20 protein-coding genes are annotated in these 23145 nt (G+C 65.7%); 12 read left to right on the top strand and 8 right to left on the bottom strand.

Annotated features, from left to right (window positions below; all coding sequences use genetic code 11):
- Positions 1–33: 33 nt before the first annotated feature.
- The 5 genes from RTX79_RS06135 to RTX79_RS06115 all read left to right on the top strand — a co-directional run bounded on the left by RTX79_RS06135 (position 34) and on the right by RTX79_RS06115 (position 5679).
- Positions 34–369: a hypothetical protein gene (locus RTX79_RS06135; protein WP_312682700.1), complete on the top strand. Its 336-nt coding sequence runs from the start codon at positions 34–36 to the stop codon at positions 367–369.
- On the top strand, positions 366–1943 hold the full coding sequence (locus RTX79_RS06130; RefSeq protein ID WP_312682698.1) for a PepSY-associated TM helix domain-containing protein: 1578 nt from the start codon (positions 366–368) through the stop codon (positions 1941–1943). Before RTX79_RS06135 ends, RTX79_RS06130 begins: the two co-directional genes overlap by 4 nt.
- Positions 1940–2236, top strand: coding sequence for a DUF3325 domain-containing protein (locus tag RTX79_RS06125; RefSeq protein ID WP_312682696.1), 297 nt, complete (start codon positions 1940–1942; stop codon positions 2234–2236). The genes RTX79_RS06130 and RTX79_RS06125 overlap by 4 nt, the downstream gene beginning before the upstream one ends.
- A gap of 16 nt (positions 2237–2252) precedes the next feature.
- Positions 2253–4511 (top strand): TonB-dependent siderophore receptor, encoded by a 2259-nt coding sequence (locus RTX79_RS06120; RefSeq protein WP_312682693.1) that lies wholly within the window; start codon positions 2253–2255, stop codon positions 4509–4511.
- A gap of 64 nt (positions 4512–4575) precedes the next feature.
- Positions 4576–5679, top strand: a complete 1104-nt coding sequence (locus tag RTX79_RS06115) for a metallophosphoesterase (protein ID WP_312682692.1) — start codon at positions 4576–4578, stop codon at positions 5677–5679.
- Positions 5680–5857: 178 nt separating this feature from the next.
- On the opposite strand, the gene RTX79_RS06110 is transcribed toward RTX79_RS06115, so the two are convergent.
- Positions 5858–8455: a TonB-dependent receptor gene (locus tag RTX79_RS06110; protein ID WP_428695967.1), complete on the bottom strand. Its 2598-nt coding sequence runs from the start codon at positions 8453–8455 to the stop codon at positions 5858–5860.
- A gap of 405 nt (positions 8456–8860) precedes the next feature.
- Here RTX79_RS06110 and RTX79_RS06105 point away from each other — a divergent pair, with 405 nt between their 5' ends.
- Entirely contained in the window at positions 8861–9916 is a 1056-nt protein-coding gene (locus tag RTX79_RS06105) for a threonine aldolase family protein (RefSeq protein ID WP_312682690.1), read from the top strand.
- 54 nt (positions 9917–9970) lie between these two features.
- Here RTX79_RS06105 and RTX79_RS06100 read toward each other — a convergent pair whose 3' ends face one another.
- From RTX79_RS06100 to RTX79_RS06090, 3 genes are all read right to left on the bottom strand, one after another.
- Entirely contained in the window at positions 9971–11335 is a 1365-nt protein-coding gene (locus RTX79_RS06100; RefSeq protein WP_312682688.1) for a hypothetical protein, read from the bottom strand.
- A gap of 106 nt (positions 11336–11441) precedes the next feature.
- Positions 11442–11804 carry a glycine zipper 2TM domain-containing protein gene (locus RTX79_RS06095; protein WP_312682686.1) on the bottom strand — a complete coding sequence of 121 codons (363 nt, stop codon included), beginning with the start codon at positions 11802–11804 and terminating at the stop codon, positions 11442–11444.
- A gap of 103 nt (positions 11805–11907) precedes the next feature.
- Positions 11908–14829: a PAS domain-containing protein gene (locus RTX79_RS06090; RefSeq protein ID WP_428695966.1), complete on the bottom strand. Its 2922-nt coding sequence runs from the start codon at positions 14827–14829 to the stop codon at positions 11908–11910.
- 87 nt (positions 14830–14916) lie between these two features.
- Here RTX79_RS06090 and RTX79_RS06085 point away from each other — a divergent pair, with 87 nt between their 5' ends.
- Positions 14917–15309 (top strand): barstar family protein, encoded by a 393-nt coding sequence (locus RTX79_RS06085; RefSeq protein ID WP_312682683.1) that lies wholly within the window; start codon positions 14917–14919, stop codon positions 15307–15309.
- Between the two features lie 231 nt (positions 15310–15540).
- Complete coding sequence (locus tag RTX79_RS06080; RefSeq protein WP_312682681.1) at positions 15541–15699, top strand: hypothetical protein; 159 nt, start codon at positions 15541–15543, stop codon at positions 15697–15699.
- A gap of 88 nt (positions 15700–15787) precedes the next feature.
- On the opposite strand, the gene RTX79_RS06075 is transcribed toward RTX79_RS06080, so the two are convergent.
- From RTX79_RS06075 to RTX79_RS06065, 3 genes are all read right to left on the bottom strand, one after another.
- Entirely contained in the window at positions 15788–16690 is a 903-nt protein-coding gene (locus tag RTX79_RS06075; protein WP_428695965.1) for an alpha/beta hydrolase, read from the bottom strand.
- Entirely contained in the window at positions 16687–17313 is a 627-nt protein-coding gene (locus RTX79_RS06070) for a YiiX/YebB-like N1pC/P60 family cysteine hydrolase (protein ID WP_312682679.1), read from the bottom strand. Before RTX79_RS06070 ends, RTX79_RS06075 begins: the two co-directional genes overlap by 4 nt.
- Before the next feature lie 74 nt (positions 17314–17387).
- On the bottom strand, positions 17388–18179 hold the full coding sequence (locus RTX79_RS06065; RefSeq protein ID WP_312682678.1) for a hypothetical protein: 792 nt from the start codon (positions 18177–18179) through the stop codon (positions 17388–17390).
- Positions 18180–18323: 144 nt separating this feature from the next.
- Between RTX79_RS06065 and RTX79_RS06060 the strand changes: the two genes are divergently transcribed.
- Positions 18324–19286: a cation diffusion facilitator family transporter gene (locus tag RTX79_RS06060; RefSeq protein WP_312682676.1), complete on the top strand. Its 963-nt coding sequence runs from the start codon at positions 18324–18326 to the stop codon at positions 19284–19286.
- A 39-nt stretch (positions 19287–19325) separates the two neighbouring features.
- Here RTX79_RS06060 and RTX79_RS06055 read toward each other — a convergent pair whose 3' ends face one another.
- A complete protein-coding gene (locus RTX79_RS06055; protein ID WP_312682674.1) occupies positions 19326–19862 on the bottom strand; it encodes a hypothetical protein in 537 nt (178 codons plus the stop codon).
- Positions 19863–20673: 811 nt separating this feature from the next.
- Here RTX79_RS06055 and RTX79_RS18290 point away from each other — a divergent pair.
- The 3 genes from RTX79_RS18290 to RTX79_RS06045 all read left to right on the top strand — a co-directional run bounded on the left by RTX79_RS18290 (position 20674) and on the right by RTX79_RS06045 (position 22662).
- Positions 20674–20985 carry a helix-turn-helix domain-containing protein gene (locus RTX79_RS18290; protein WP_081004867.1) on the top strand — a complete coding sequence of 104 codons (312 nt, stop codon included), beginning with the start codon at positions 20674–20676 and terminating at the stop codon, positions 20983–20985.
- Positions 20951–21955, top strand: coding sequence for a reverse transcriptase family protein (locus RTX79_RS06050; RefSeq protein WP_312682671.1), 1005 nt, complete (start codon positions 20951–20953; stop codon positions 21953–21955). The genes RTX79_RS18290 and RTX79_RS06050 overlap by 35 nt, the downstream gene beginning before the upstream one ends.
- 113 nt (positions 21956–22068) lie before the next feature.
- Positions 22069–22662 carry a DUF4145 domain-containing protein gene (locus RTX79_RS06045; protein WP_312682669.1) on the top strand — a complete coding sequence of 198 codons (594 nt, stop codon included), beginning with the start codon at positions 22069–22071 and terminating at the stop codon, positions 22660–22662.
- Positions 22663–23145: the final 483 nt, after the last annotated feature.

Genomic DNA, 23145 nt, shown 5'->3' with positions numbered 1-23145 from the left:
CGCAATTGCATACGGTTCTCATTCATCTTTCGGATGCCGACGCCTTCTCCTTTCTCTCCGCCGGTCAGCGTGGCGGCCAAGCGCGCAGCGCGGGGCGGCGGCCACGGCGTGCTGTGGCTGCGTGGCGGGCTGGCCCTGCTCGCCGGCTATGCGGTCGCTGCGGCATGGGCGGCGGCGTTGGCACGCCTGCTGCCCGGGGCGGCCGCTGACACCGCGTTGGTCGCCACGATGCTCTCCTTCGTGGTCTACACCGGGGCGGCGATCTGGTCGTTCGCCGCGCGCAGCAGCGCACGCGCCGCATTCGGGCTGCTGATCGCGGGAGCGCTCGGGCTGACCATCGCCTGGCTGCTGCGCGGAGGCGCGGCATGAGCCTGGGCGGACTCCGCCAATCGCAATCGGTGCTGCACACCTGGTCCGGCCTGCTGGTCGGCTGGGTGCTGTTCCTGATCTTCATCGCCGGCACCGCCGCCTATTGGCGCGTTGAACTCACGCGCTGGATGCAACCCGAAGCGGGGCTGCCCGCCACCGCGCCGGTTGCGCTGGAGCAGGCGCAGCGCTTCCTGGCGCGCACCGCACCGGATGCCCAGCGCTGGTCCATCGAACTACCCGGCCATCGCAGCAGCGCCACCACCGTCAGCTGGCAGCCGCAGGACGCACCTGAGCGCCGGCGTGGCCAGCGCAACCCTTACCAGGCCACGCTGGATGCCGACGGCAATCCGGTCCAGGTCCGCGAAACCCGCGGTGGCGATTTCTTCTATCGGCTGCATTTCGACCTGCACTACGTCCCGGTGCTGTGGGCACGCTGGTTCGTCTGCTTCTGCACGATGTTCATGCTGGTGGCGATCGTCAGCGGCGTGATCACCCACAAGAAGATCTTCACCGACTTCTTCAGCCTGCGCCGCGGCAAGGGACAACGCAGCTGGCTGGACGGCCACAACGCGTTGGCCGTACTGTCCCTGCCCTTCCACCTGATGATCACCTATACCGGCCTGATCACCTTGATGACGCTGTACATGCCGTGGGCGGTGGACGCCAATTTCAGCGGCGGTCGCGATGCCTTCTTCGCCGAGCTGTTCCCGCGTGCGCAGAAGGTGCAGCCCAGCCACGTCATCGCCGCCCCGCCGGAGCTGAAGCAGGTGCTGCGCCGCGCGGAACTGCAGTGGCGCGATGGCCGCGCCGGCTCGATGCAGGTGGACAACCCTGCGGATGCGGCGATGCGCATCACGGTGCGCCGCCAATCGGGTGATCGCATCGCCGATGCCGACCAGCCGCTCACCTTCGACGCGAGTGGCCGCCTGGTCGACCAGCCCGGCGCGCGCTCGGCCGCCGTTGTCACCCGCGACGGCATGATCGGCCTGCATGCGGGGCGGTTCGCGCCGGTGGCGATGCGCTGGCTGTTCTTCCTGTCCGGCATCGCCGGCACGCTGATGGTCGCCACCGGCCTGGTGCTGTGGACGGTCAAGCGGCGCGCGCAACTGCCCGATCCGGCACGTCCGCACCTCGGTTTCCGTATCGTCGAACGCCTCAACATCGGCTTCGTGGCCGGCCTGCCCGTGGCGATGCTGGCCTTCCTGTGGGGCAACCGGCTGCTGCCACTGGACATCGGCAACCGCAGCGATGCCGAAGTCCGGGTGTTCTTCTGTGCCTGGGCGGCCTGCCTGGTGCACGCGATGCTGCGCCTGCCACGCCGCGGCTGGGTGGAACAGCTGTCGCTTGCCGGCGTGCTCGCGCTGGGGCTTCCGCTCTACAACCTCATCGCCTGGAACGGCGGTATGTTCAGCGCAGCGGCCGACGGTGACGGCGCCAAGGCGGGCATCGACATCGGTCTGCTGCTGATCGGCGGCGGCCTGCTGTGGAGCGCACGCAAGGTCCATCGCTTCGTCCCCGGCGCGCGCAGGCCGCGCACGCAGCGCACTTCATCGACCGCCGGAGCCAACCCGTGATCGTGCTCGCCCTGCTGCTGGCCATCGCTGCCTTCGCCTGCCTGGCGCTGGCGATGGAACGCCACCACCGCGATGTCACCGGGCATGCGCCTGCCGTGGCGCGTCGGCGCCTTCTGCGCCTGCTGGGATGTGCTGGGCTTGTCGCCAGCCTGACGGCCAGCATCGGCGCCTGGGGCGTGGCGTGGGGCGTGGTCGGCTGGTGCGGCGTGCTCGCCGCCGCCGCCGGGGCAGTGCTGCTCTGGCTCAGTTTCCGCAGCCCGGCCATGCCGGCACGCCCGTCTTCCCGTTCCTGATACCGAGATCCCGCTGATGAAAATGCTGTCCTCCGGCGCCCCGCGCCGGTACGCCCTTGCCGTGTCGATGGCCGTCGCCTGGCTGCTGGCTGCGCCACTGGCCTGCGCACAGGCAAACGCCACTGCGGCCACCAACGGCGCCACCGATGCCACCGACCTGGACCGGGTGCTGGTCACCCAGCGCACCGAGGGCTATCAGGTGTATGGCACCAACACCGCCACCAAGCTGCCGCTGACCCTGCGTGAGACGCCACAGTCGCTCACCGTCTTCACCCGCCAGCGCATCGAAGACTTCAACCTGATCACCATCGCCGAGGTGCTGCAGCAGACCCCCGGCGTCACCGTGCAGTCCTACGACAGCAACCGCACGCTGTTCAACGCACGCGGCTTCACCATCAACAACTTCATGTTCGATGGCATTCCCACCAACTACACCACCGGTGCCGGCGGCAACTCCATTCTCAGCGATACCTCGGTATACGAACGGATCGAGATCGTGCGCGGCGCCAGTGGGCTGGTCACCGGTTCGGGCAATCCGTCGGCCACGGTCAACATGGTGCGCAAGCGTCCGACCGATACCTTCCAGGCCACCACCAGCCTGAGTGCCGGTTCGTGGGACTACAAGCGCGCCGAGCTGGATGTATCCGGCCCGCTGACGAAGGGCGGCCGCGTGCGCGGCCGACTGGTCGGCGCCTACACCGACAAGGAAAGCTGGGTGCGCTTCCAGAACGACACCTCTCCCAGCCTGTATGGCGTGGTCGAGGCCGACCTGACCGACAGCACCCGCCTGCGCGCCGGCATCGACTACCTGAAGACCGGATCAGACGGTGGCGCGTGGAGCGCATCACCGCTGTTCTTCCGCGATGGCACGCGCGCGAAGCTGCCGCGCTCCTACAGCGCTGCGGCGCGCTGGAACGAGTGGAACCGGGAGAGCACCAACTACTTCGCCACGCTGGAACAGCAGATGGGGGCGGGCTGGAGCGGCCGCATCGCCTACAACCACCGTGCCACCGATACCGATTCGCTGCTGCTGGCCGGGTCGAACAGCTACAACGCCGCGCGTGGCACCGGCTTTGCCGATCCCATCACCGGCCTGGGCCTGGCGGTGTCGGATACCTATTCGGTGTCGGAAACCCGCGAAGACGCCTTCGACCTCTACGCCTCGGGCCCGTTCCAGCTGTTCGGCCGCCAGCATGAGCTGGTACTCGGCGTGAACCACTACGATCGCGACCTGGATACCATCCGCGCCGGCATCACCTCGCGTCCGTACAGCACCACCGCCTTCCCCAGCATCTTCACGTGGGACGGCAACATCGGCAAGCCAACCACCTTCAATGCCGGCATCCCCTCCAGCATCACCAACACCACCGAAACCGGCTACTACGCCGCCGTGCGCCTGAACCCGATCGACCCGTTGAAGGTCATCGCCGGCGTGCGCTACTCCGACTATGAAACCACCACCGACGGCTACAACGTGGATGGGGTGTTCACCGGCCAGACCGCACGCACCACCGCGCACGTCGCCACCCCGTACGTGGGCGTCATCCATGACCTCAGCTCGAGCATCAGCGCCTTCGCCAGCTATTCGGATGTGTTCCAGGCCACCGCGCGGCGCGACATCGACAACCGGTTGCTGGACCCGACCACCGGCGGCAACTACGAATACGGCCTGAAGGGCGAGTTCTTCGGCGGCCGTTTGTACGCCGCGCTCAATGGTTTCTACATGGAGCAGGACAACGTATCGGAGATCGATCCGGCGGCCGGTGACATCAGGTTGCCCGATGGCAGCACGCCGTACATTGCGCGCGCGGGCATCAGGACCCAGGGCGGCGAGTTCGAAGTCTCCGGATCCCTCAGCGAGCGCTGGAACATGACCGGCGGCTACACCTACGCCTACAGCAGCAATCCGGATGGAAGCCGCTTCGCCTCCACCAGCCCGATGCACCTGGCGCGCTTCAACACCACGTACCGCCTGGGCGACTGGACCGTTGGCGGTGGCTTCACCGTGCAGAGCGATATTTCCCAGGCCCAGCCGATTCCCACCGGCCGTTTCAACGCCAATGGCACGCCGATCACCGCCGAGGGCCAGGTCCGCCAGGGGGGCTATGTGCTGTTCGACCTGATGGGCCGCTATCGCATCAACGACAACGTCAGCGTCGGGGTGACCGTCACCAACCTGCTGGACAAGGTCTATTACCGCAACGTCGGTTTCTTCAACTCAGGTTACTGGGGCGAGCCGCGGCGGGTGTTGTTCAACGTCCGCGCGAAGTTCTGACCGGGCGCGTAGGATCACGGTCGGGGCCACGGTGCCCCGCCCGTCTCCTTCCGGACCCACTGCCATGATCCACCGCTCCCTGCCCTTCCTGCTGCTGGTCGGCCTGCTGGCCAGCAGCGCATCCGGTGCACGCGATGTGCCCGCTCCGGCCGCCCACGTCGATGCCGACGGCCCCTACGTGGTGCGTGACGGCGAGACGTTGCAGGCGCGCTGGATCTGCGATGACAAGGTGGTCAGCCATGAGCAGACGGCCCGCCGCATCGCGCCGGTCTGTGGCTATCCGCATCCCGTGGACATCGCCCCCGCGGCAGTCCCGCCGATGGACGTGCTGCCCGCCGCGCCGCGCATCGTCGTGCTGTCCGACATCCACGGCCAGTACGACCTGCTGGTACGGTTGCTGCGCGCCAACGGCATCATCGATGCACAGGACCGCTGGGCTCGGGGCACCGATACGCTGGTCGTGGCAGGCGATGTGTTCGATCGCGGGCCGAAGGTGACCGAAGCGTTCTGGCTGCTGTACGGCCTGCAGCAACAGGCCAGCGCCGCCGGCGGCGCGGTGCACTTCGTACTGGGCAACCACGAAACAATGGTGCTGTACGACGACCTGCGTTACGTCAATCCGAAGTACCTGCGCAGTGCGCAGCTGCTCGGTCGCAGCTACCCGCAGCTGTACGGTCCGGACTCGGTGATAGGCCAATGGCTGCGCACCCGGCCGGTGCTGCTGCGCATCGGCGACACCCTGTTCCTGCACGGCGGCATCTCACCGGACGCGCTCGCGCTGGCACTGGACCCGGCGGCCACCAACGCGGCCTACCGCGCATCGCTGGGCACCCCGCGCGACCAGGTGAAAGCCGACCCGGCCACCGCGCCCCTGTATGACGGCAAGACCAGCCCGATCTGGTACCGAGGCTACTTCGACGGCCGGCTGGATACCGATGGCGTGCAGGCGGTGCTCGATCGCCTCGGGCTGAAACGCATCGTGGTCGGCCACACCTCGATGCCGCACGTCAGCAGCTTCCATGGCGACCGCGTCATCGCGGTGGACAGCAGCATCAAGAACGGCGAGAACGGCGAACTGCTGTTCATCGAAGAAGGCCGGCTGAGCCGTGGCCTGCTGGATGGCACCCGTGTAGCGCTGGCAGCGGGTGTGACAGGACGGGACGACTGAGTCATCCCATCCGGCGCGGCTGGCCCGTTCAGCCCTCTTCGCGGCGGATCCGCGAATGCCGCCAGCCGCCATGGCTGGCGAACCGCCCGCTGTCACCGGTCAACGCGAAACGCGCCGCGCCGTCGACGGCCCGGATGAGAGGCGCATCACACGTACTCGGCAACGGTTCCGGCGGCGGTTACAGGCGGAAGCGTGCCCCCACCGTGTAGGTGCGCTCGGGTGAGGCGAAGTCGCGCGGGAAGGCAGGACTGCCGAAGTAGTTGCGGGTCGAACCGCCGAGCAGGTTGGTCGCTTCGGCGAACACGGTGATGTGCTCGTTGATGTCGTAGTTCAGCGCCACGTCCAGCCAGTCCTCGTCGCCCTGGCGGATCTCGCTGGGCTGGTCGCCGGAGCTGTTGAAGCTGGTCGCGTAATCGGTGCGCCGGTTCCACGCCAGCCGCGCGGAGAAGCGCTCGTACTGGTACATCAGCACCGCGTTGAACGCGTGCTTGGATACGTTGGTCAGCGGCTGCAGTTGACCCGTCGGCGATTCGGCTTCCGCACTGATGCGGGTGTAGTTGAGCTGGGTGCCGAAGCCGGACAACCAGCCCGGCAGGAAGTCGTAGAACTGGCTGTAGCCCACCTCGAATCCCTTCAGGGTACCTTCGCCGGTATTGCGCGGGCGGGTGATCGAATACGTGGTGCCAGCGATCACTTCGTCATCGGCGTAGCTCTGCACGTAGCCGTCCAGCCTGCGATGAAACACCGCGGCCGACAGCAGCGAGCCGGGCTGGAAATACCACTCCAGCGACGCATCAAGATTCTTCGATTCCACCGCCTGCAGGTCCGGATTACCGCCGTTTCCACGCGCCGGCAGGCTGTCGGTCGACTCATACAGGCTCAGCTGCGGATTGAGGTCGGCGAAGTTCGGTCGGGCGATGGTCTGGCTAGCGGACAGCCGCAGGATCAGGTCTTCGCGCAACGAGACGTTGGCGCTGGCATTGGGCAGGAACCTGGTCTGCGATGTCTCGATCTGGCTGGGCACGTCCACCCCATCGACGCTGCGCGTGCCACTGAGCTCGGACTCCAGCCGTGTGGCGCGCACGCCGATGCGGCCATCCACCGGGATGCTGCCCAGCGTGGTACCCCAGTTGAGCTGCAGGTAGGCGGCGTAGTTGTCTTCGCGGTTGTCGAAGAACAGCGAGGCCAGCTCCGGCGGTGCATCCGGTGACTGGCCCATGACCTGGCGCAGCTGCGCGGTCTGCTGCAGCAGGTAGGCCGCGTTGGCGACGGCCCAGCGGTCGGTGGAGAACGCGCGCGCACCATCGAGCATCCCGCCCGGTGATACCGCGGCCAGCCCGGGGACATCGCTGGCAAGCACGCGGCGGCCGCTGATGTTGTCCATCGCTCCCGGACCGCCGCCATGGTTGGACGCGGTGCGACGGCTCAGCCGCAGGCCGGCATCGAGTGAACTGAACGGACCGGCGTCGAACTGGAACGTGCTGTCGCCGCGCCACGCCCACTCCTCGCCCTTCTGCTCATCCCAGCTGTCGTAGTACTGGCTGAGGTACCAGTTGGCCGGGTTGGTCACATCGTAGGCCGAACCATCGGCCTGGGTGACCCAGGTATCGGGCACGCCACCGGCATCGCGCATGTGCATCAACGGCGCGTCCATGCCCATGTCCAGGGTCATGGCACGGTGCTTGTTGGTGCTCCACGTATACGCCAGTTCGGTGGACAGGCTGACGGTGTCGTTGTGCCACTTGCCGCCCAACGCGGCCTGGAAGGTATCGGAGGTCTGCTTGTGGGCCTGCGTGCTGGACAGCGTGTACAGGTCGCGCGCCACGAAACCGTCCATCACGTTGCTGCCTGGGCGCAGGCTGACAGCGTCCACGTTTTCCGGGTTCACCAGGCCGGGGAACGGCATCCAGTAGTTGACGTTGTTGCGGCCCTCGTAATTGACGTAGAACGTATCGAGGTACACCTCGCTGTTGTCCGTGGGCGCCCATTGGAAGGTGAAGTTGGCCGAGCGGCGCTTGTGCGTGTTGTTGGCCACCAGCCCGCCGGCGTTGTACGGCACGAAGATCTCCTGCGAGGGATCAGCCGGATTGGCGACACGGTCGTAGGTGCCATGGAAACTGTTGCTTTCCTGGTAGGGGCGCTGCTGCAACGAGGTGCTGCCCAGCACGCCCATCCGCCCGTGCCCGCTGTCCCAGTTGTGCGCGGCGGTCAGGCTTCCATTGGGCTTGCTTTCACCGGCCTGGTCGCCCTGCACGGCGCTGATGCTGCCGGCCAGCGTGGTGTCCTTGTCCAGGTCGAAGGGCTTGCGCAGGTGCACGTCGATGGTGCCACCGATGCCCCCTTCCAGGAACTTCGCGCTGCCGGTCTTGTACACGTCCACGCTCTGCAGCAGGTCGGCGGGGATATCCTGCAGGGCAATGCCGCGTCCGCTGGCAGTGAACACATTGCGGCCATCGAAGGTGGTCACCACGTCCGGCAGCCCGCGCACCAGCACCGTGCCGACTTCCGCGCCGCCGCGCGCCACCTGCACGCCGGTGACCCGCTGCAGTGCGGCGGCCACGCTGTTGTCAGGCAGCTTTCCGATGTCTTCGGCGACCACCGAATCACTGATTTCCGCCTTCGCCTGTTTGGCATCCACCGAGCCGGTCGCGCTGCCGCGCACGCCACGCACCTGCACTGAATCCAGTTCCTGGGTGGCCGCTGGCGCGGCCGGCGCTGGCGCTGGCGCCGGTGAAGGATCCTGTGCCTGGGCCACGCCCACCATGCCGGCGATCATCGAAGGAAGCAGCGCGCGGCGCAGCAGGAGGGAGGCAGCAACGCGGCGGCGCGGGCGGATCGACGTGGCAGGCTGGAGCATGCAGGGGGTGGTCCTTTGGAGACGCGCCGCCAGACGAAGGCATGCACCTGCCCAGCCCGCAGCCGAGCGGCGCACAGGTCAATCCAGGGGGAGCACGCGCAACGCGGCGGCGCTGGCAGAGGGTGCGAATTGTGTGCCGATCACGACAGATCGGTCGTGCGCATTAGAGCAATCGAAAACTTAATTTTCCGTTCTGCACGGGTGATCGAATTGTTCGGCGCGACCGGCCGTTGCTTTCAGCTCCAGCGCATTGCGTGCACAAAAGCGCCGGCACGCGGCCGCAGGATGTACGCTTGGACGATGTCATCCATCGCAGGGCAGCACATGAATTTCGGCAGCGACAACCAGTCCGGCGTCTCGCCACGCATCCTCGACGCGCTGGTGGCGGCGTCCTCGGGAACCGCCGCGCCGTACGGCAACGACACATGGACACAACAGGCCGAACAGTCCATCGCGCGCGTGTTCGACCACGACGTCAAGGCCTTCTTCGTGGCCACCGGTACCGCCGCCAACTGCCTGGCGCTGTCCGCACTGGCGCAGCCGTGGAATGCCATCCTGTGCCACGCTCAGGCGCACCTGATCAGCGATGAATCCACTGCACCGGAATTCTTCACCGGGGGTGCGCGCCTGCTGCCGATCGCCACCGACAGCGGCAAGATCACCCCAGCGGCGCTGCGTGCTACGCTCAAGCGGCTGCCCGATGCGCGGCCGCACAGTGTCAAGCCGTCGGCATTGTCGCTGGCACAGGCCACCGAAAACGGCCTGGTCTACACGCCCGCCGAACTGAAGGCGCTGTCCGAGGTGGCCCATGCGCATGGCCTGCACGTGCACATGGACGGCGCGCGCTTCGCCAACGCGGTGGCGGCGCTGGGCTGCACGCCTGCCGAAATGACCGTGCATGCCGGCATCGACGTGCTGTCCTTCGGCGCCTCCAAGGACGGCGCGCTGGCCGCCGAGGCGGTGGTCTTCTTCAAGCCGGCGCTCGCCGAAGGTTTCGACTACCGGCGCAAGCGCGCGGGCCAGCTGGTGTCCAAGGGACGCTTGTTCGGCGCCCAGTTCAACGCATGGCTGCAGGACGACCACTGGCTGGAACTCGCCGGCCAGGCCAACCACGCCGCGCAGGTGCTGGCCGCCACCCTGCAGGCACACGCGGACATCCGCCTGGCCTGGCCGGTGCAGGCCAACGAAGTGTTCGTGGTGATGCCCAAGGCGCTGCTGGAGCGCCTGCTCGCTGCCGGCGTGCAGTGTTACGACTGGTACCCGGACAGCCTGCCTGCGTCGATGCCACTGGGCGCTGATGAGGTGCCGGTGCGCTTCGTCACGGCGTGGTCGACCAGCGACCAGCAGCTGGATGAGTTCGCCGCGGTGCTGGGCCGCTGAGGCCAGCCACGACGCCGGAGGTGGCGGAGCGGACGATCCGGGATCGCCGCGCCGTCAGTCCGGCGCGTACCAGAACGGAATCCGGAACTCGCGACGTCGCTCCCGTCCTTTGGCCGTGCTCTGCGCATTCCACACCAGGCGCAGGTCGTGGCGTCCGGGCGTGAGTCCCTGCAGCGGCAGATAGCCGACCAGCCCGCGCATTTCCAGGTCGCGTCGCTCCATCGGCACGAAGGCATCCAGCGCGACCGGCGCGCCGTCGAGGGTGATCGTCCACAGCCGCGCCAGGCAGGCCACGGCGGTGCGCGCGGCCTGCTCGCCTTCGGCCACGTTGGCGCCCGTGGGCAAGGTATCGGTACACAGGCGGCGTGCCACCGAATTGTCGCGCTGTGGCTGGTGCGGGATGAACAGCCGCAGCTGTGACTCGCTGACCTGGTCGGCGGGGATCATCGGGTAGCGCAGCAGCCGATCATGTTCGGAGCGCAGGGATTCGTAGTGCGCGCTGGCCATGCCATGGTCCACGGCCTCGTCGGTGACGACGGTATAGCGGTTGAACAGGGCGAAGCGGGTCGAGTTGAAGGTCTGCACCCCGCCGATCACCATCGCCAGCATCACCGCGCCGAAGTAGACCACGTAGAAATTGCGCGCGTAGAGATTGCTCTGCAGGGTCAGCTGCACCGGAAGCAGCAGGCGCAACGGCAGCACGAAGCCCATGCCGCGCAGCACCACGCGCACCGCGCGCTCCAGCCCTTCGCTTGGAAGCCCGCGCGCACGCCGGCGCAGCACCGCGCGTTCCAGCACCAGCGGCAGCACGCTGGTCACCGTGAACAGAACGTAGGCCACGCCCAGTACGGTGAGGGCGACCTGGTCCGGAGCCCCCAGCAGTGCGCCGACCACGCCGGCGATCGCCAGCAGGACGGCGGTCAGCAGCCCGGTCCAGACCATCGTCAAGGCGAACAGCAGCGTGGTCGAAAACAGCACCGACGCCAGCCGATCGGCACCGGCGATGGACTGCTCCAGGGTGGACACCATGCGCTGGTAGTGGTCGCGGGACACCCCGCCCAGCAGCGGAATGCGGTCCCAGCGGATGCCCTGCGGGAAGTGGGTCTTCAATCCGATCAGGCCGACCCAGTAGCCGCGGATCGCCAGATGAGCGATCAAGGCGATGGCCACCACGTAGCACAGGCCGACGGCGATGCTGAAGCCAAACCACAGCGCGTGCGCATGGATGCCTTCGGTATGCACGGTGTTGGTCGCCCACGCATCGAAGATGCGCCCGGGCACGGCGAGCAGGGTGAAGGCAAGCAGGCCGGAGATGAAAAGCTCCAGTTCGTCGGTACGGTCACGGACGCGGGAGAGGCGCTCGCTGCCATCGACCATGGCTTGCGGCAGCGGCGTTGCAGGCGCTTGCGATTCGTTCACGGCGGGTCATCCTTGGCAGTCGCCGGAATATGCCACAAACGCAGGAAGGCGGCCGAAGCCGCCCTCCTGATGCGCCCACTGCCGGGCGAGCCGGCAGGGCCTACGGTTACCTGTACTCGCGCTCGCAGCGGCGTTCGACCACGCGGTCACCGGTCTTCTGCTGGTGGCGACCCTGGATGTTGCGGCCTGCCGCACCACCGGCTACCGCACCGGCCACGGTAGCCAGCTTCTTGCCGTTGCCGCCGCCGACCTGATTGCCGAGCAGGCCACCGACCACCGCGCCGGTGGCAGTACCGGCGATACGGTTGGAGTCCTTGCTGTTGCGCTGCACTTCCACGTTGCGGCACACCACGCGGCTGCCATCGTCGAAGCGGCGGCCTTCATCGCGCGGGCCGTAGGACTGTGCGGACACGGCCGAGGAGGCGGCCAACAAGGCGCCAGCACAGAGCAGGGGGATGGACATCTTCATCGGGGACTCCTTGGCGTTCCGGGTGTATGTCGCCAGTCTTCCCGCGACGATGGCAAACCCGGGTGAATTCGCGTGGAGATACCGTGCAGGTCGCCTGTCCCGTTCAGCCAGCGGTGTGCTGACCAGACGGCCGTCCGGCGTGCTGGCCGGGGTCCAGCAACGCATTCGCGCGTCGCACCAGCTCGGCGGCGGCGAACGGCTTGGCCAGCACTTCCATGCCCGGTTCCAGGTGCCCGGCGCCCACCGCCGCGCTAGCGGCGTAGCCGGTGATGAACAGCACCGGCAAGCCAGGCCGGCACTGTCGCCCGGCGTCGGCCACCTGCCTGCCATTCAACGGGCCGGTCAGCCCCACATCGGTCACCAGCAGGTCGATCACTTCCACCGACCGCAGCACATCCAGCGCGGGAGGGCCTTCGGAGGCTTCGATCACCCGGTACCCCGCCGACACCAGCACCTCGCTGACCAGCACGCGCACCGCGGTTTCGTCTTCGACCAGCAGCACCGTGCGCATCGGGCCGCGCAGGACGTCGCTGTCCAGCGCCACCGGCGGCGTAGCGTCCGCTGCCTGCATGCCTTCGACCAGCCGCGGCAGATACAGGTGCATCGTGGTGCCCTCGCCCGGCCGGGACTCCACCTGCACCTGGCCGCCGGACTGACGGGTGAATCCGTAGATCATCGACAGGCCCAGACCGGTTCCCTGGCCGATCGGCTTGGTGGTGAAGAACGGCTCGAACACCTTCGCTACCACGTCGGCTTCCATGCCGGTGCCGGTGTCGCGCACCGACAGCCGCACATACGGCCCCGGCGGCAGCTCCAGTGCCACCGCCTCGCTGCCCGCCAGCTCTACCACGTCGCTGCTGATATCCAGCGCACCCCCGCCCGGCATCGCATCGCGCGCGTTGATGCACAGGTTCAACAGCGCGTTCTCCAGCTGCGGCCCATCGACCTGCACGGCGGCACTGCCATCGGCGAAGTGGGTGCCGATGGTGATCGACGGCCCCAGCGAGCGCGAGATGATCTCCATCATCCCCAGCACCATCTGCTCCACGACCACCCCGGTAGGGGCCAGGGTCTGCCGGCGCGAGAACGCGAGCAGGCGCTGGGTCAAAGCCGCGGCGCGGTCGGCACCGGAACGCGCCATCTCCACGTAGCGGCCCAGGTCGTCGATGCGCCCCTGCGCAACCCGCATCTCCAGCAGTTCCAGCCCCATCGACACCGACGTCAGCAGGTTGTTGAAGTCGTGCGCGATGCCGCCGGTAAGCTGGCCCACCGCCTCCATTTTCTGGCTCTGCCGCAGCTTCTCTTCGGTCATCAACAGTTCGGCGCTGCGTTCGCGCACGCGCTCTTCCAGGGTGACCGTCAGCTGCTGCAGCCGCTCTTCGGCCTCGCGTTTTTCGGTGACGTCCGTTGCCGTGCCGAACCACTCGCTGACGCGGCCTTCGGCATCGAACATCGGCACCACCCGCATCAGCACCCAGCGGTGGGTGCCGTTGCGCGGCGGCGTGCGGTGCTGGATCTCGAACGGCTTCCTGTGCGCATCCGCCTCGGCGATGGCCGCGTCCAACGCGGCGCGGTCATCGGGATGCACGAACGCTTCGCGCCAGTTCCAGTCCGGCGCGAGCAATTGCGCGGTGTCGCCCTGGCGCAGGATCTGCCGGCGCTCGGCCCAGTCCGCAGACAACGAATACAGCACCTGCGACGAGGCCCCGACCAGCGCGCCCAGCCGCCGCTCGCTGGCGGCCAGCGCATCGATGGCCGCACGCTCCAGGGTGCGGTCGCGCAGCACGATGACGAAGCCGATCGCGGTACCCTCCTCGTCGCGCAGCAGGGTCAGCGCGCCCTGCGCCCAGAAGGTTTCGCCGGACTTGCGCAGGAACGGGCGCTCACCCGACAGCCCGCCTTCGGCCAGTGCCACCCGCATGCCGTGCTGGAACCGGCCTGCCACGCGGTCCTTTTCGATATAGAAGCGCTCCGGGGTCTGCCCCAGCATCTCCGCTTCGGTCCAGCCCAGCGTGTGCCGCGCCCCTTCGTTCCACAGGGTGATGCGGCCTTCAAGGTCCATGGCGAAGATGGCGTAGTCCATCGCGCTGTCCATGATCTGCCGGTGCCGCGCTTCGCTGCGCCGGAGGCTGCGCTGCAACGCCACCTGCGAGGTGACATCCAGGCCCTGCACGAACACGCCGACCGACTGCCCGGCCGCGTCCTTGACCGGCTGGAACACGATATCCAGCTTGCGCGGCTCGACCACGCTGCCATCGGTGCTCACCGGATCGTAGGTTACTTCCGTGCCGATATAGGTTTCGCCGCTGAGGTACACCTGGTCCAGCAGCGGCAGGTAGCCCTGGTCGATGACTTCCGGGATCGCATCGGCCAACCGCTCGCCTATCACCGGCCGATGCCCGACCATTTCGGCATAGCGCGGGTTGGCCAGCTCCACCCGATGCTCCGGGCCACTCAGGAAGGCCATGAACATCGGTGATTTCTCGAACAGCGCGATCAGTCGCTCGTTCTCGCGCGCCAGCCGCTGCTGCGCCACGACCACCTCGGTGACTTCGCGGGTCACGCAGAACACGCCGCCCACGCTGCCATCATCCCGGTGGATCGGCGAGAACGAGAACGTCCACCAGGTGTCCTCCTCGGCCCCGTACCGGTTCATCCGCACCGGCATGTCCTCGAAACGCGATCCTTCACCGGCCAAGGCCTGTTCGACCGGCCCCTTCACCGCGCCCCAGGCGTCTGCCCACAGCGTGCGCAGTGGCGCCCCCATTGCCTGCTCCCGACGCGGGCCGAGGATCGGGCGGTAGGCATCGTTGAACAGGAACACCAGCTCATCGCCCCACGCCAGGTACATGCTTTCCGGGCTGGCCAGCATCAGGCTGGTGGCACTGCGCAATGCCGATGGCCAGCCGTCCGGATGCCCCAGCGGCGTGGCCTGCCAGTCAACGCTGCGGATGCAATCGGCAGCAGCCCCGTCGGTGAACGGGAAACCGCGTTGGGCCTTGCCCGGGTAGATGGAAGTCGACAAAACTGCAGACGCCAGGACCAGGAAAGCGGGCAATCTAATGCAGAACGGGCAGCAACAGTGTCAACGCGCATCCTCGCGGTGCACCGGATGAGCATTAAGTTCACCCTGCAGGGCAGCGCCATCGTCGATATCCCTTCGCTCTACGCCGAACTCAACCGCGTATTCATGGCAGACGAAGACTGGGCGCTTGGCAACAGCCTGGATGCGCTGGATGACCTGCTGTACGGCGGCTATGGCGCATTGCAGGGCCAGCAGGCCGTCACCGTGGTCTGGCAGGACATGGAAACCAGCCGCGCCGCGCTCGGTGTGGCCGCGACGACCGCCTGGCTGCAGCACAAGCTGGACCAGCCGGGAACGTTCAACACCGCCCCCCTGCAGGCACAGCTTCTCGCGCTGCAGCAGGGCCACGGGCAGACCTACTTCGACATCGTGCTGGAGATCTTCGCCAGCCACCCCGACATCCGCCTGCAGCCTGCATGACCGTGGCAGCACGCCATGCGCGACGGACTTTCCCCATGAACATCGTTGTGGAATGCTGCAGGCAACATCTCAGGAAGAGCACACGCCATGATCCACTGGTCATGCAACCGATGCGGCACCTCGGTGCCACAGGACTGCGCCCTCTGCATCCACTGCGGTTTCGATCCCTCCGTGCCACCCGAGCAACGAGGCCACTACCCGCCAGCGGAATGCCTTCGCTGCCAATCGCCGATGCAGTTCGGCGGCACCCTGCAACTGCACGAAGGCACCCGCCTGTGGCCCGTCCTGATGGGCAACATCGGCGAACTGCTGGTCGACCGCAGACGCTTTGAAACGTTCCTGTGCAGCGGCTGCGGCAAGGTCGAATTCTTCATGCCCCCCGACCCGTAGGCCGTGATGGTGCCACGCCATGCGAGCCATGGCGTGGCAGCGCCGAGCCCTTCTCGGCGGATGCTTCAGGTGGCGACCACGCTCGCCACTACGGCGCGGACTTTCCCGGCAACAGATAGCGCAGCCCCAGCGTGAAGCCACGCGGGGCGATGCTCAGGTGGTCCTCGTCGTTCAACACGTCCAGCCGCATCACCAGCGAGGGATAGTGCCGGCCGCGCAGCGTGCGTTCCATGCGCCGCGCGTCTTCCACCATGTCATCGTCCTGCAGGTAGCGCGGATCGCCGACCCGCTTCGCCTCGTACTCGCCGATGTAGAAATACACCTTGGCCGGCATGTCCTTCAGGGTCACCGCCGACGCCTTTTCCATGCGCTCCATCACGTGCTGGTCGAACCAGTAGGACGGGCTGCCCAGCACATAGCCGGAGAACAGCGACGGCTCGCTCAGCAGGATCTGCGTGCCCAGCAGTGCACCGTAGGAATGCCCCAGGAACAGGCGCTGCGTTTCATCGGTGCGGAAGCGCTGGGCCACGTACGGCAGCACCTGGTCGCGCAGGTAAGCGGCGTGCGCCGCCCCGCCGCCATGCTCGGCATCCTCCGGCGCACCCTCCGCACCGTTGGCGGTGGGCGTGTAGTCGCGGCGGCGGCTGGGCATGCCTTCTTCGCCCACCGCATAGGACACGCCGACCAGGATGAACTCCTGCACCGAACTGCCCAGCCGGCGCCCTACCTGGCGCAGTACCGGGAAGGCATAGTCTGCATCGGTGACATACAGCACCGGATAGCGGCGCGCCGGCTCCTTTTCATACGACGCCGGCAGCTGCACGAATACCTGGTAATCACGCCCGGAGACCGGATCCGGCACCTCCCATACCTGGCTGCCGATGATCTCGTACGGCGCGCCATTACCGCGTTGGGCAGCTGCCCGCTCGCCCGCGCTGGCGCAGCCCACCACCAGCATCGCAAACACACCGGACCACAACAGGCGCATCATTCCAGTTCTCCTATACGTTCAAGCACCGGCGCGGACGCCATGTCGTTGGGGTTGGTGCCCGGCGCCCCCTGTGGCACGTCCATGCCGCGGCTGCGGTAGAACTCCACCCAGTACGGCGATATTTCTCCGGTCTGCAGGTTCTTGAAGTTCATCGGCTGGGTGGCGAATACCTGCTGCGCACGGAACGCGCGCTCGATGAAATCCGAGCAGTAGTAACTGTCCTCATCCTGCACGTAGGTGAAGTTGTAGGGCTTGCCGAGCAGCGTGCGCGCCTTGGCGATGGCCGCCGGAATGGCCGCGCGTTGTTCGCGCTTGAGCCGGTACAGCACCACGTGGCGGTGCTTGGCCCGGGCCTCATCGAGGAAGCTGTCCAGGGTCTGCTCGCGCGATCCCTTGTCATCGGCGTGCAGCACGACCGCGCCGCCGGATTCGCGTGCGATCAGCGCGACGTGGTCATAGCTCACCGCACCGGGCTTGCCGGTCGCATCGTTGATCGCACCACTCAGGCCGGTCGTGGCGGCGGTGACAAACAGCAGGTCACCGTTCTGCGGCTGGGGCGGCCTGGCCTGCGCCGGCAGCAGCGGCGCAAGCAACAAGGCAAGGCATAGCAGGTAGGTTCGCATCGACAATCACACCGCAGGACAAGGCGGCGATGATGCCATGCCGCTCCCGCCTGCCGCAGCAACGAGGCGTCCGATCAGTCCTTCGGATACACCGCCAGCACCTCGCAGCCCGGGCGCGCGAATCGCGGCGTGTCCGAGCGCAGGTCCCCGGCCATCACGCCGACCATGACGATGCGATCGCCCGGGTTGCCGCAGATCAATCCATTCTGGAAGCCGGACTGGAAATCGACCGACTGCGCGCCGGCCAGGATGCTGCAGCTGCCCCCCAGTTCTACCCGATAGTAGCGATTGCCACCGTTGCGGCGCGGGTTGGTTTCCACCACTACGCCTTGCGGGTCCTCGTTCCAGCTGCGTACGTGGCGGGTAGCGAAACAGAAGTCCGCCGAGCCCTGGACGGTGTGCCGCGGGCTGCTTTCACCGCTTCTGCCGGCAGCCTTGCCGGTGACCTCCACCCCCGGCAGCGTGGACGCGAACTGGCGGCTGCTAGCGCGCGCTGTTTCGGCAAATTCGCGGTCGTCGATCACGCTCACCGCACTGATCCCGCAGATGCGGCCATCCACCACCAGGTTCTCGCTCGGACGGCCGCAGGTCCAACCGGCGGGGGCTTCCAGACGGACCTGGCTGGCCTCGTTGATGCCGGGGCAACCGGCGCCGCTGAAATCAATCCGGTAGGCCACGCCATTGCCTCCGCGAACGGCGATCGCCTCCGGACCGGCCTGCTCGACCTTACGCACGTCGCGGGCATCCAGGCAATGCGCAGCCGGCGGGCTGCGCCCGGGCGGCGCGGCGGCGGCAGGTCCGGCCTGGGCAACAGTGGGCAGCAGGCAGGCCAACGCCAGCGGTGCGATTCGTAAGCTGTTGATCACGATGCCGTCCTTGCATGGGGATGGCCCGAATCTAGCATGCCGCACCCCGCCACCACATTGCCGCAGGATTACCCGCCGCGCGCCCTGCACGCAGCCGGCACGGCCGCTTGCCGATGATGGGGTCCCCCACCCGTCTGCCCTGCCATGGCCAAGCCGTCCGGCTCCCGTCTCGTCGTCTACGCCGCACTCGCCGGCAACCTCGCCATCGCCATCGCCAAGTTCATCGCCGCCGGCCTGTCCGGCAGTTCGGCGATGGCCAGCGAAGGCGTGCATTCGCTGGTCGACACCATCAACGAACTGCTGTTGCTGTACGGCCTCAACCGCGCAGAGCGCAAGCCCGACGCAGCGCATCCGTTCGGGCATGGGCGCGAGCTGTACTTCTGGAGCTTCATCGTCGCCCTGCTGGTGTTCGCCGCCGGTGCCATCGTGTCCGGCTATCAGGGCGTGCAGCACATCCTGCACCCGGAGCCGGCCACCAACCATCTGGTGAGTTACATCGTGCTCGGCGTCTCGATGCTGTTCGAAGGTGCCTCGTGGTGGATCGCGCTGCGCGAATTCCGCGCCACCAAGGGCAGCATGGGCTACTTCGAAGCATTCCGGCGCAGCAAGGATCCCACCACTTTCACCGTATTGCTGGAAGACAGCGCCGCATTGCTCGGGCTGGGTTTTGCGATGATCGGCCTGATCGCCGCGCAGCTGCTGGACATGCCCGTGCTGGATGGCGTGGCCTCGCTGTGCATCGCCGCCGTGCTGGCCGCGACCGCGTTCCTGCTGGCCCGCGAAACCAAGGGCCTGCTGGTCGGCGAGCCCGCGGATGCGCATGTGGCGCAACGCATCCTGGAGGTGGCCAATGCCGATCCGGACGTACGCCGTGCCAACGGCCTGAGCACCATGCAGATGGGCCCCAACCAGGTGGTGGCCATGCTGAGCGCGGAGTTCGAGGACGACCGCAGGACCCCGCAGATCGAGGAGTGCATCACCCGCATCGAGCAGGCAGTGAAACGCGAGTATCCCGAGCTGACGGCCTTGTTCATCAAACCTCAGACGCCGGAGGTCTACCGCGCGCGTCGGGCGGCCATGCTGGCGGGGCCGGTGGCGGAGGGCTGACAGCCGCCTACCCGGCGCTTCCTGATGGTGACCACTGGGTCAGCGCGCCAGCCGCTCTTTGCCGGGCGAGCCGAAGAACACGCGTGCGCAGGCCATCCCTGCCACGCCGCCACACGCGGCCCCCGTAACAATCGTGTCGGTAAGGTCAACGACGACGAACCAGACCAGCGACTGAGCGAACCCGATCGCAGAACAGGTCCACAGCGCGCGCCAACCGGCCAGCCACGGCGCGATCGCCCCTACCGCTGCTGCGCTGGCCAGGGCGGGAACAGCACCAACGAGATAGGACAACAATGACAGAGGCACCAACAGCACGAAGTGCTTCAGTTCGCCGTCGATGACCAGCGCGCCCAGCGCGAAAGGCAGCAGGCCAATGGGTGGGCCGAGAATGCCGAACACGGCCATCGCGCGCAGCTGGTCCCAGACACAATCCCAGATCGCGATACGGACCTCTCCGTCCGATCTGGCGAACCGCACGACACGAAAAACGGTGGCCAGCAGGGGCAGAGCGAGCAGAGCCAGGAGATGGCCAGGGTGCATCGGTGCGGCGCGCTCGGGAAACGGGGACCGGCGCACTTATACCGTCTGCGAAGATCGCCGACAACGGCACCCTGTGCCAGCGGCCCCGACTCCGGCTGCCTCCCCTACAATGGTCATCCGCGGCCACCCCGTGCCCGCACCCGCCTCAAGATGGACCCCGCGTGACCCAGAAGCAGCCCGAACACCCCCCCCTGATGAAGCACGATGGGTGCAGCGGGATCATATGCAAGCAAACCCTTGTGCAGCAATGACCATTTCGCTTCACGAGCGACAACTGCATCTAAATCGCAACATCGTCGCAACATATAAAATGAGCGGATGCTGAACGACATCAACGACACGATGTCGCTCTAAGCGACATCGGGATCAGTGCCTGTTAGTCTGACTCCGTCATCGCGGGGAGCAACAATCCGTGCCATGGTGTGAGTAGGCGACTACTCGAGGGCGAACAGCCCAAAACACTCCGAGCGACGCGTCAGCGGCCGGCAACGGTCGGGACCATCGGGAAGGGTCAGGTGGCTGCGGCAACGGCTCGCAGCCATAGATTGGAGGAGGGTAGTAACTGGCGTTTCCCCACACTCGATGTAGCAACGGAGCCTCTCCAATCCCGGGGAGGTGCATCGAGGATACCAACATGGTTTCACCTGTTGACAGGAAAGATGACAAGCGCCAGCTGCTGCTGAAATGGTTCAAACGGGTTTTTTGTGGTCCGTGGTTGTTCCGTCTCTTGATGATCGTGTGGAAGTTGTATGATCACTTTGATCGCTAAGCGCGGCGCAGGACATTCGGACTCTAAGACCTATCAGTAGCACCCTCCTTTTTATCTACACATGCAGGAAGAGAGGAAATGCTCCACAAGGCTTTAAAGACGGTCCGCGAGGTTCACCGAATGCAACAAGGTGAGCTAGCGGAGCGCTTGGGCATATCACGCTCTCACCTTTCTGAGATCGAGTCAGGTAAGAAAGCCGCGTCAGTCGAGCTTCTACACAAGTTTGCAGAAGTATTCGATGTGCCACCTTCAACGTTCCTAAGCTTCGCCGAAGCAATCGAGGGCCCCTCGGAGCGCCGACAAAGGAACGCCAAGAGGCTGATGAAAGTTCTGGAATGGACCCTGGACACCGACCATGACGCTTCCCCGAAAAAGCGCGAATCGCTATGACATTAGTTCTTCGGCGCTGTATCGGCTGCCGACGCTAAAGGCACTCGCGAGATTTCTCGAATGGAAGGGCTCTCCGAGTGCCCTTCGCGCCCTGTGCAAACGTCCGGATAACTTCAGCGAGTTCGACCAAGCTCACCCAAGGACGGGGAAGATGCGCCTGATTCAAGCCCCGAATGGGGTCGTCAAACCGCTTCAGAAGCGGCTTAACGTGCTGCTCAAACAAGTCCGCGTGCCAGACTATCTTCACTCAGGAATCCCCAAGCGATCTCACCTCTCCAACTCCGAGCAGCACATGCTAGCGGCGGGGGCAACCGTAACGGTTGATGTTTCCGATTTCTATCCCAGCATCACACGTCAACGTGTCTTCAGGCTTTTCAGGAATGTCTTCCAATGCCCAGGAGATGTTGCGGATGCGATGGCTGACTTAGTCTGCTACCAAGGGAAGTTGGCAACTGGATCCCCGGCCAGTGTGCTCGTCTCTTTTTGGGCCTGTCGCGACATGTTTGACCTAATCGCCCAGCGTGTGGCCAATCAGGGGGGCACATTTACGCTTTATGTGGACGATGTCGCCATCACTGGAAACACAATCGGGCACGGCGATATCCAGTGGCTGGATCGTTTGCTGAGAAGGTTCGGCTTTAGCTCGAAAGTTGAGAAGGCAAAACTATTTCGGAAGACCCGCGCCAAGGTCGTCACGGGCCGGGCATTTCGGCATGGCATCAGTCGAGCCCCTAACAAGAAGCACAAGGAGATGCATGAGGCTCGGGCTGAGGTTGAGAGCGGCCAGGCAACCATCAAGGCCAAACGTGGACTAGTAGGTCAGCTCGAAAATATAGGAAATCTCGATCAAGAACGCGGAACAAGGTTGAAGGCGGAGGCCAAGAAGCTTCGAAGCGCGCTACCTCCGCCAAGGCGTCGACGTCGAGCCGCTGCCCGTCCAGTCAAGACCGGGCCGGAGATTGCAACGTGAGTGACCAGCGCATCGTCCGAACTCCCTGTCCACGATGCGGTGGAGAGCGATCTTGTGATCTTTTGCATGACCTGTCAGAAGAGAGCGAAGACCATACGCATCCGGAGCATCCAATGTGGGGAGGCGCAAGCCATCAACTTCTCCGATGTCGTGGATGCGAGACAGTTTTCTACAAGATTGAGAGCTGGCACTCAGAAGACTGGGACGTAAAGTTTGATCCGGAATCCGGTCAGGATGAGATGTTCTACCCGAAGACGGTGTCCGTCTATCCGCCGCCAGAGCCCAAGTCTGAAAAGCCCGACTGGACTTGGGATCTGCATCGAAAGGACAGCGTGCTCTCGCAAGTTGTCCATGAAATGTATGTTGCCAAGGCCGCCAATCTGAATGTCCTCACAGCTATTGGGATGCGAATCGCCTTTGACAGGGCGACGTTCTTGCTCGGGGTCGACGAGAGCTTAGATCTCAACAGAAAGATAGAAAAGCTCGTAGATGATGGGCGTTTAGGAAAGATAGAGGCCGAACACATGCAGGTGGCCGTAAACGCTGGTAACGCTGCCGCCCACCGTGGTTGGAGTCCGAACGATGAGGACCTTGCGGTCCTTCTCCATGTCCTTGAGCAGTTTCTAAGAAGAAGCTTCTTTGACGCACCAATAGGTCAAATAGGGGCAGCAATCCCTCCGCGGCCCAAGAAGAAGAAGGGAACTTAAGGCACACCTATCCAGTGATGTTCATTTTTGTGAATGAGCTCACGGATGTGCGACTTGCCGAAGCACCAATACCTGCTTGGATGGAGATCTCTTTCACCACGCCAAGGAGCGTTATGCCATCCCCTCAACTTCGAATCGCGTCCAAGCTTCTCGGCCACCTGCTGTGGCAAGGGCCTACGCGAGAGCTGACGGAGCGCATGGAGGACGTTCAGCACGCCTGGGATGTCGCCGGCGCACTCTTGCAGCTCTCGCGGGATGTAGAGCCATCCGTCGATGACGGGGCAAGCGGCCCTGCCGCTCCCGCCCTCCGGCCTAGCCTAGCTGATCGTCCTAGTATCGCGGTCGGGCGATCTATCGTCGATCGCAGCGCGCTGCCCGTCATGCCAAGCTCTGTGGAGCTATGGCGTGCCAGCCGAATGAACAAGAAGCCTACGCCACCAGAAGCAGGTCAACGCAAGGGTCCTACCTTCCACTGACTTAGCC

Origin of the sequence: Stenotrophomonas chelatiphaga, assembly GCF_032054965.1 — a bacterium.
Taxonomy (GTDB): domain Bacteria; phylum Pseudomonadota; class Gammaproteobacteria; order Xanthomonadales; family Xanthomonadaceae; genus Stenotrophomonas; species Stenotrophomonas chelatiphaga.
Note: the sequence above shows the minus strand (reverse complement) of the source record. Positions and strands in the feature narration are given on the sequence as shown.

Coding starts and splice junctions, on each gene's coding strand:
- RTX79_RS06080 (WP_312682681.1), top strand. CDS start 15,541: ATGCAGTTCGGCGGCACCCTGCAACTGCACGAAGGCACCCGCCTGTGG.
- RTX79_RS18290 (WP_081004867.1), top strand. CDS start 20,674: ATGCTCCACAAGGCTTTAAAGACGGTCCGCGAGGTTCACCGAATGCAA.
- RTX79_RS06110 (WP_428695967.1), bottom strand. CDS start 8,455: ATGATCGCCGGCATGGTGGGCGTGGCCCAGGCACAGGATCCTTCACCG.
- RTX79_RS06115 (WP_312682692.1), top strand. CDS start 4,576: ATGATCCACCGCTCCCTGCCCTTCCTGCTGCTGGTCGGCCTGCTGGCC.
- RTX79_RS06105 (WP_312682690.1), top strand. CDS start 8,861: ATGAATTTCGGCAGCGACAACCAGTCCGGCGTCTCGCCACGCATCCTC.
- RTX79_RS06095 (WP_312682686.1), bottom strand. CDS start 11,804: ATGAAGATGTCCATCCCCCTGCTCTGTGCTGGCGCCTTGTTGGCCGCC.
- RTX79_RS06070 (WP_312682679.1), bottom strand. CDS start 17,313: ATGCGAACCTACCTGCTATGCCTTGCCTTGTTGCTTGCGCCGCTGCTG.
- RTX79_RS06075 (WP_428695965.1), bottom strand. CDS start 16,690: ATGATGCGCCTGTTGTGGTCCGGTGTGTTTGCGATGCTGGTGGTGGGC.
- RTX79_RS06120 (WP_312682693.1), top strand. CDS start 2,253: ATGAAAATGCTGTCCTCCGGCGCCCCGCGCCGGTACGCCCTTGCCGTG.
- RTX79_RS06130 (WP_312682698.1), top strand. CDS start 366: ATGAGCCTGGGCGGACTCCGCCAATCGCAATCGGTGCTGCACACCTGG.
- RTX79_RS06060 (WP_312682676.1), top strand. CDS start 18,324: ATGGCCAAGCCGTCCGGCTCCCGTCTCGTCGTCTACGCCGCACTCGCC.
- RTX79_RS06135 (WP_312682700.1), top strand. CDS start 34: ATGCCGACGCCTTCTCCTTTCTCTCCGCCGGTCAGCGTGGCGGCCAAG.
- RTX79_RS06050 (WP_312682671.1), top strand. CDS start 20,951: ATGACGCTTCCCCGAAAAAGCGCGAATCGCTATGACATTAGTTCTTCG.
- RTX79_RS06085 (WP_312682683.1), top strand. CDS start 14,917: ATGAGCATTAAGTTCACCCTGCAGGGCAGCGCCATCGTCGATATCCCT.
- RTX79_RS06045 (WP_312682669.1), top strand. CDS start 22,069: ATGTGGGGAGGCGCAAGCCATCAACTTCTCCGATGTCGTGGATGCGAG.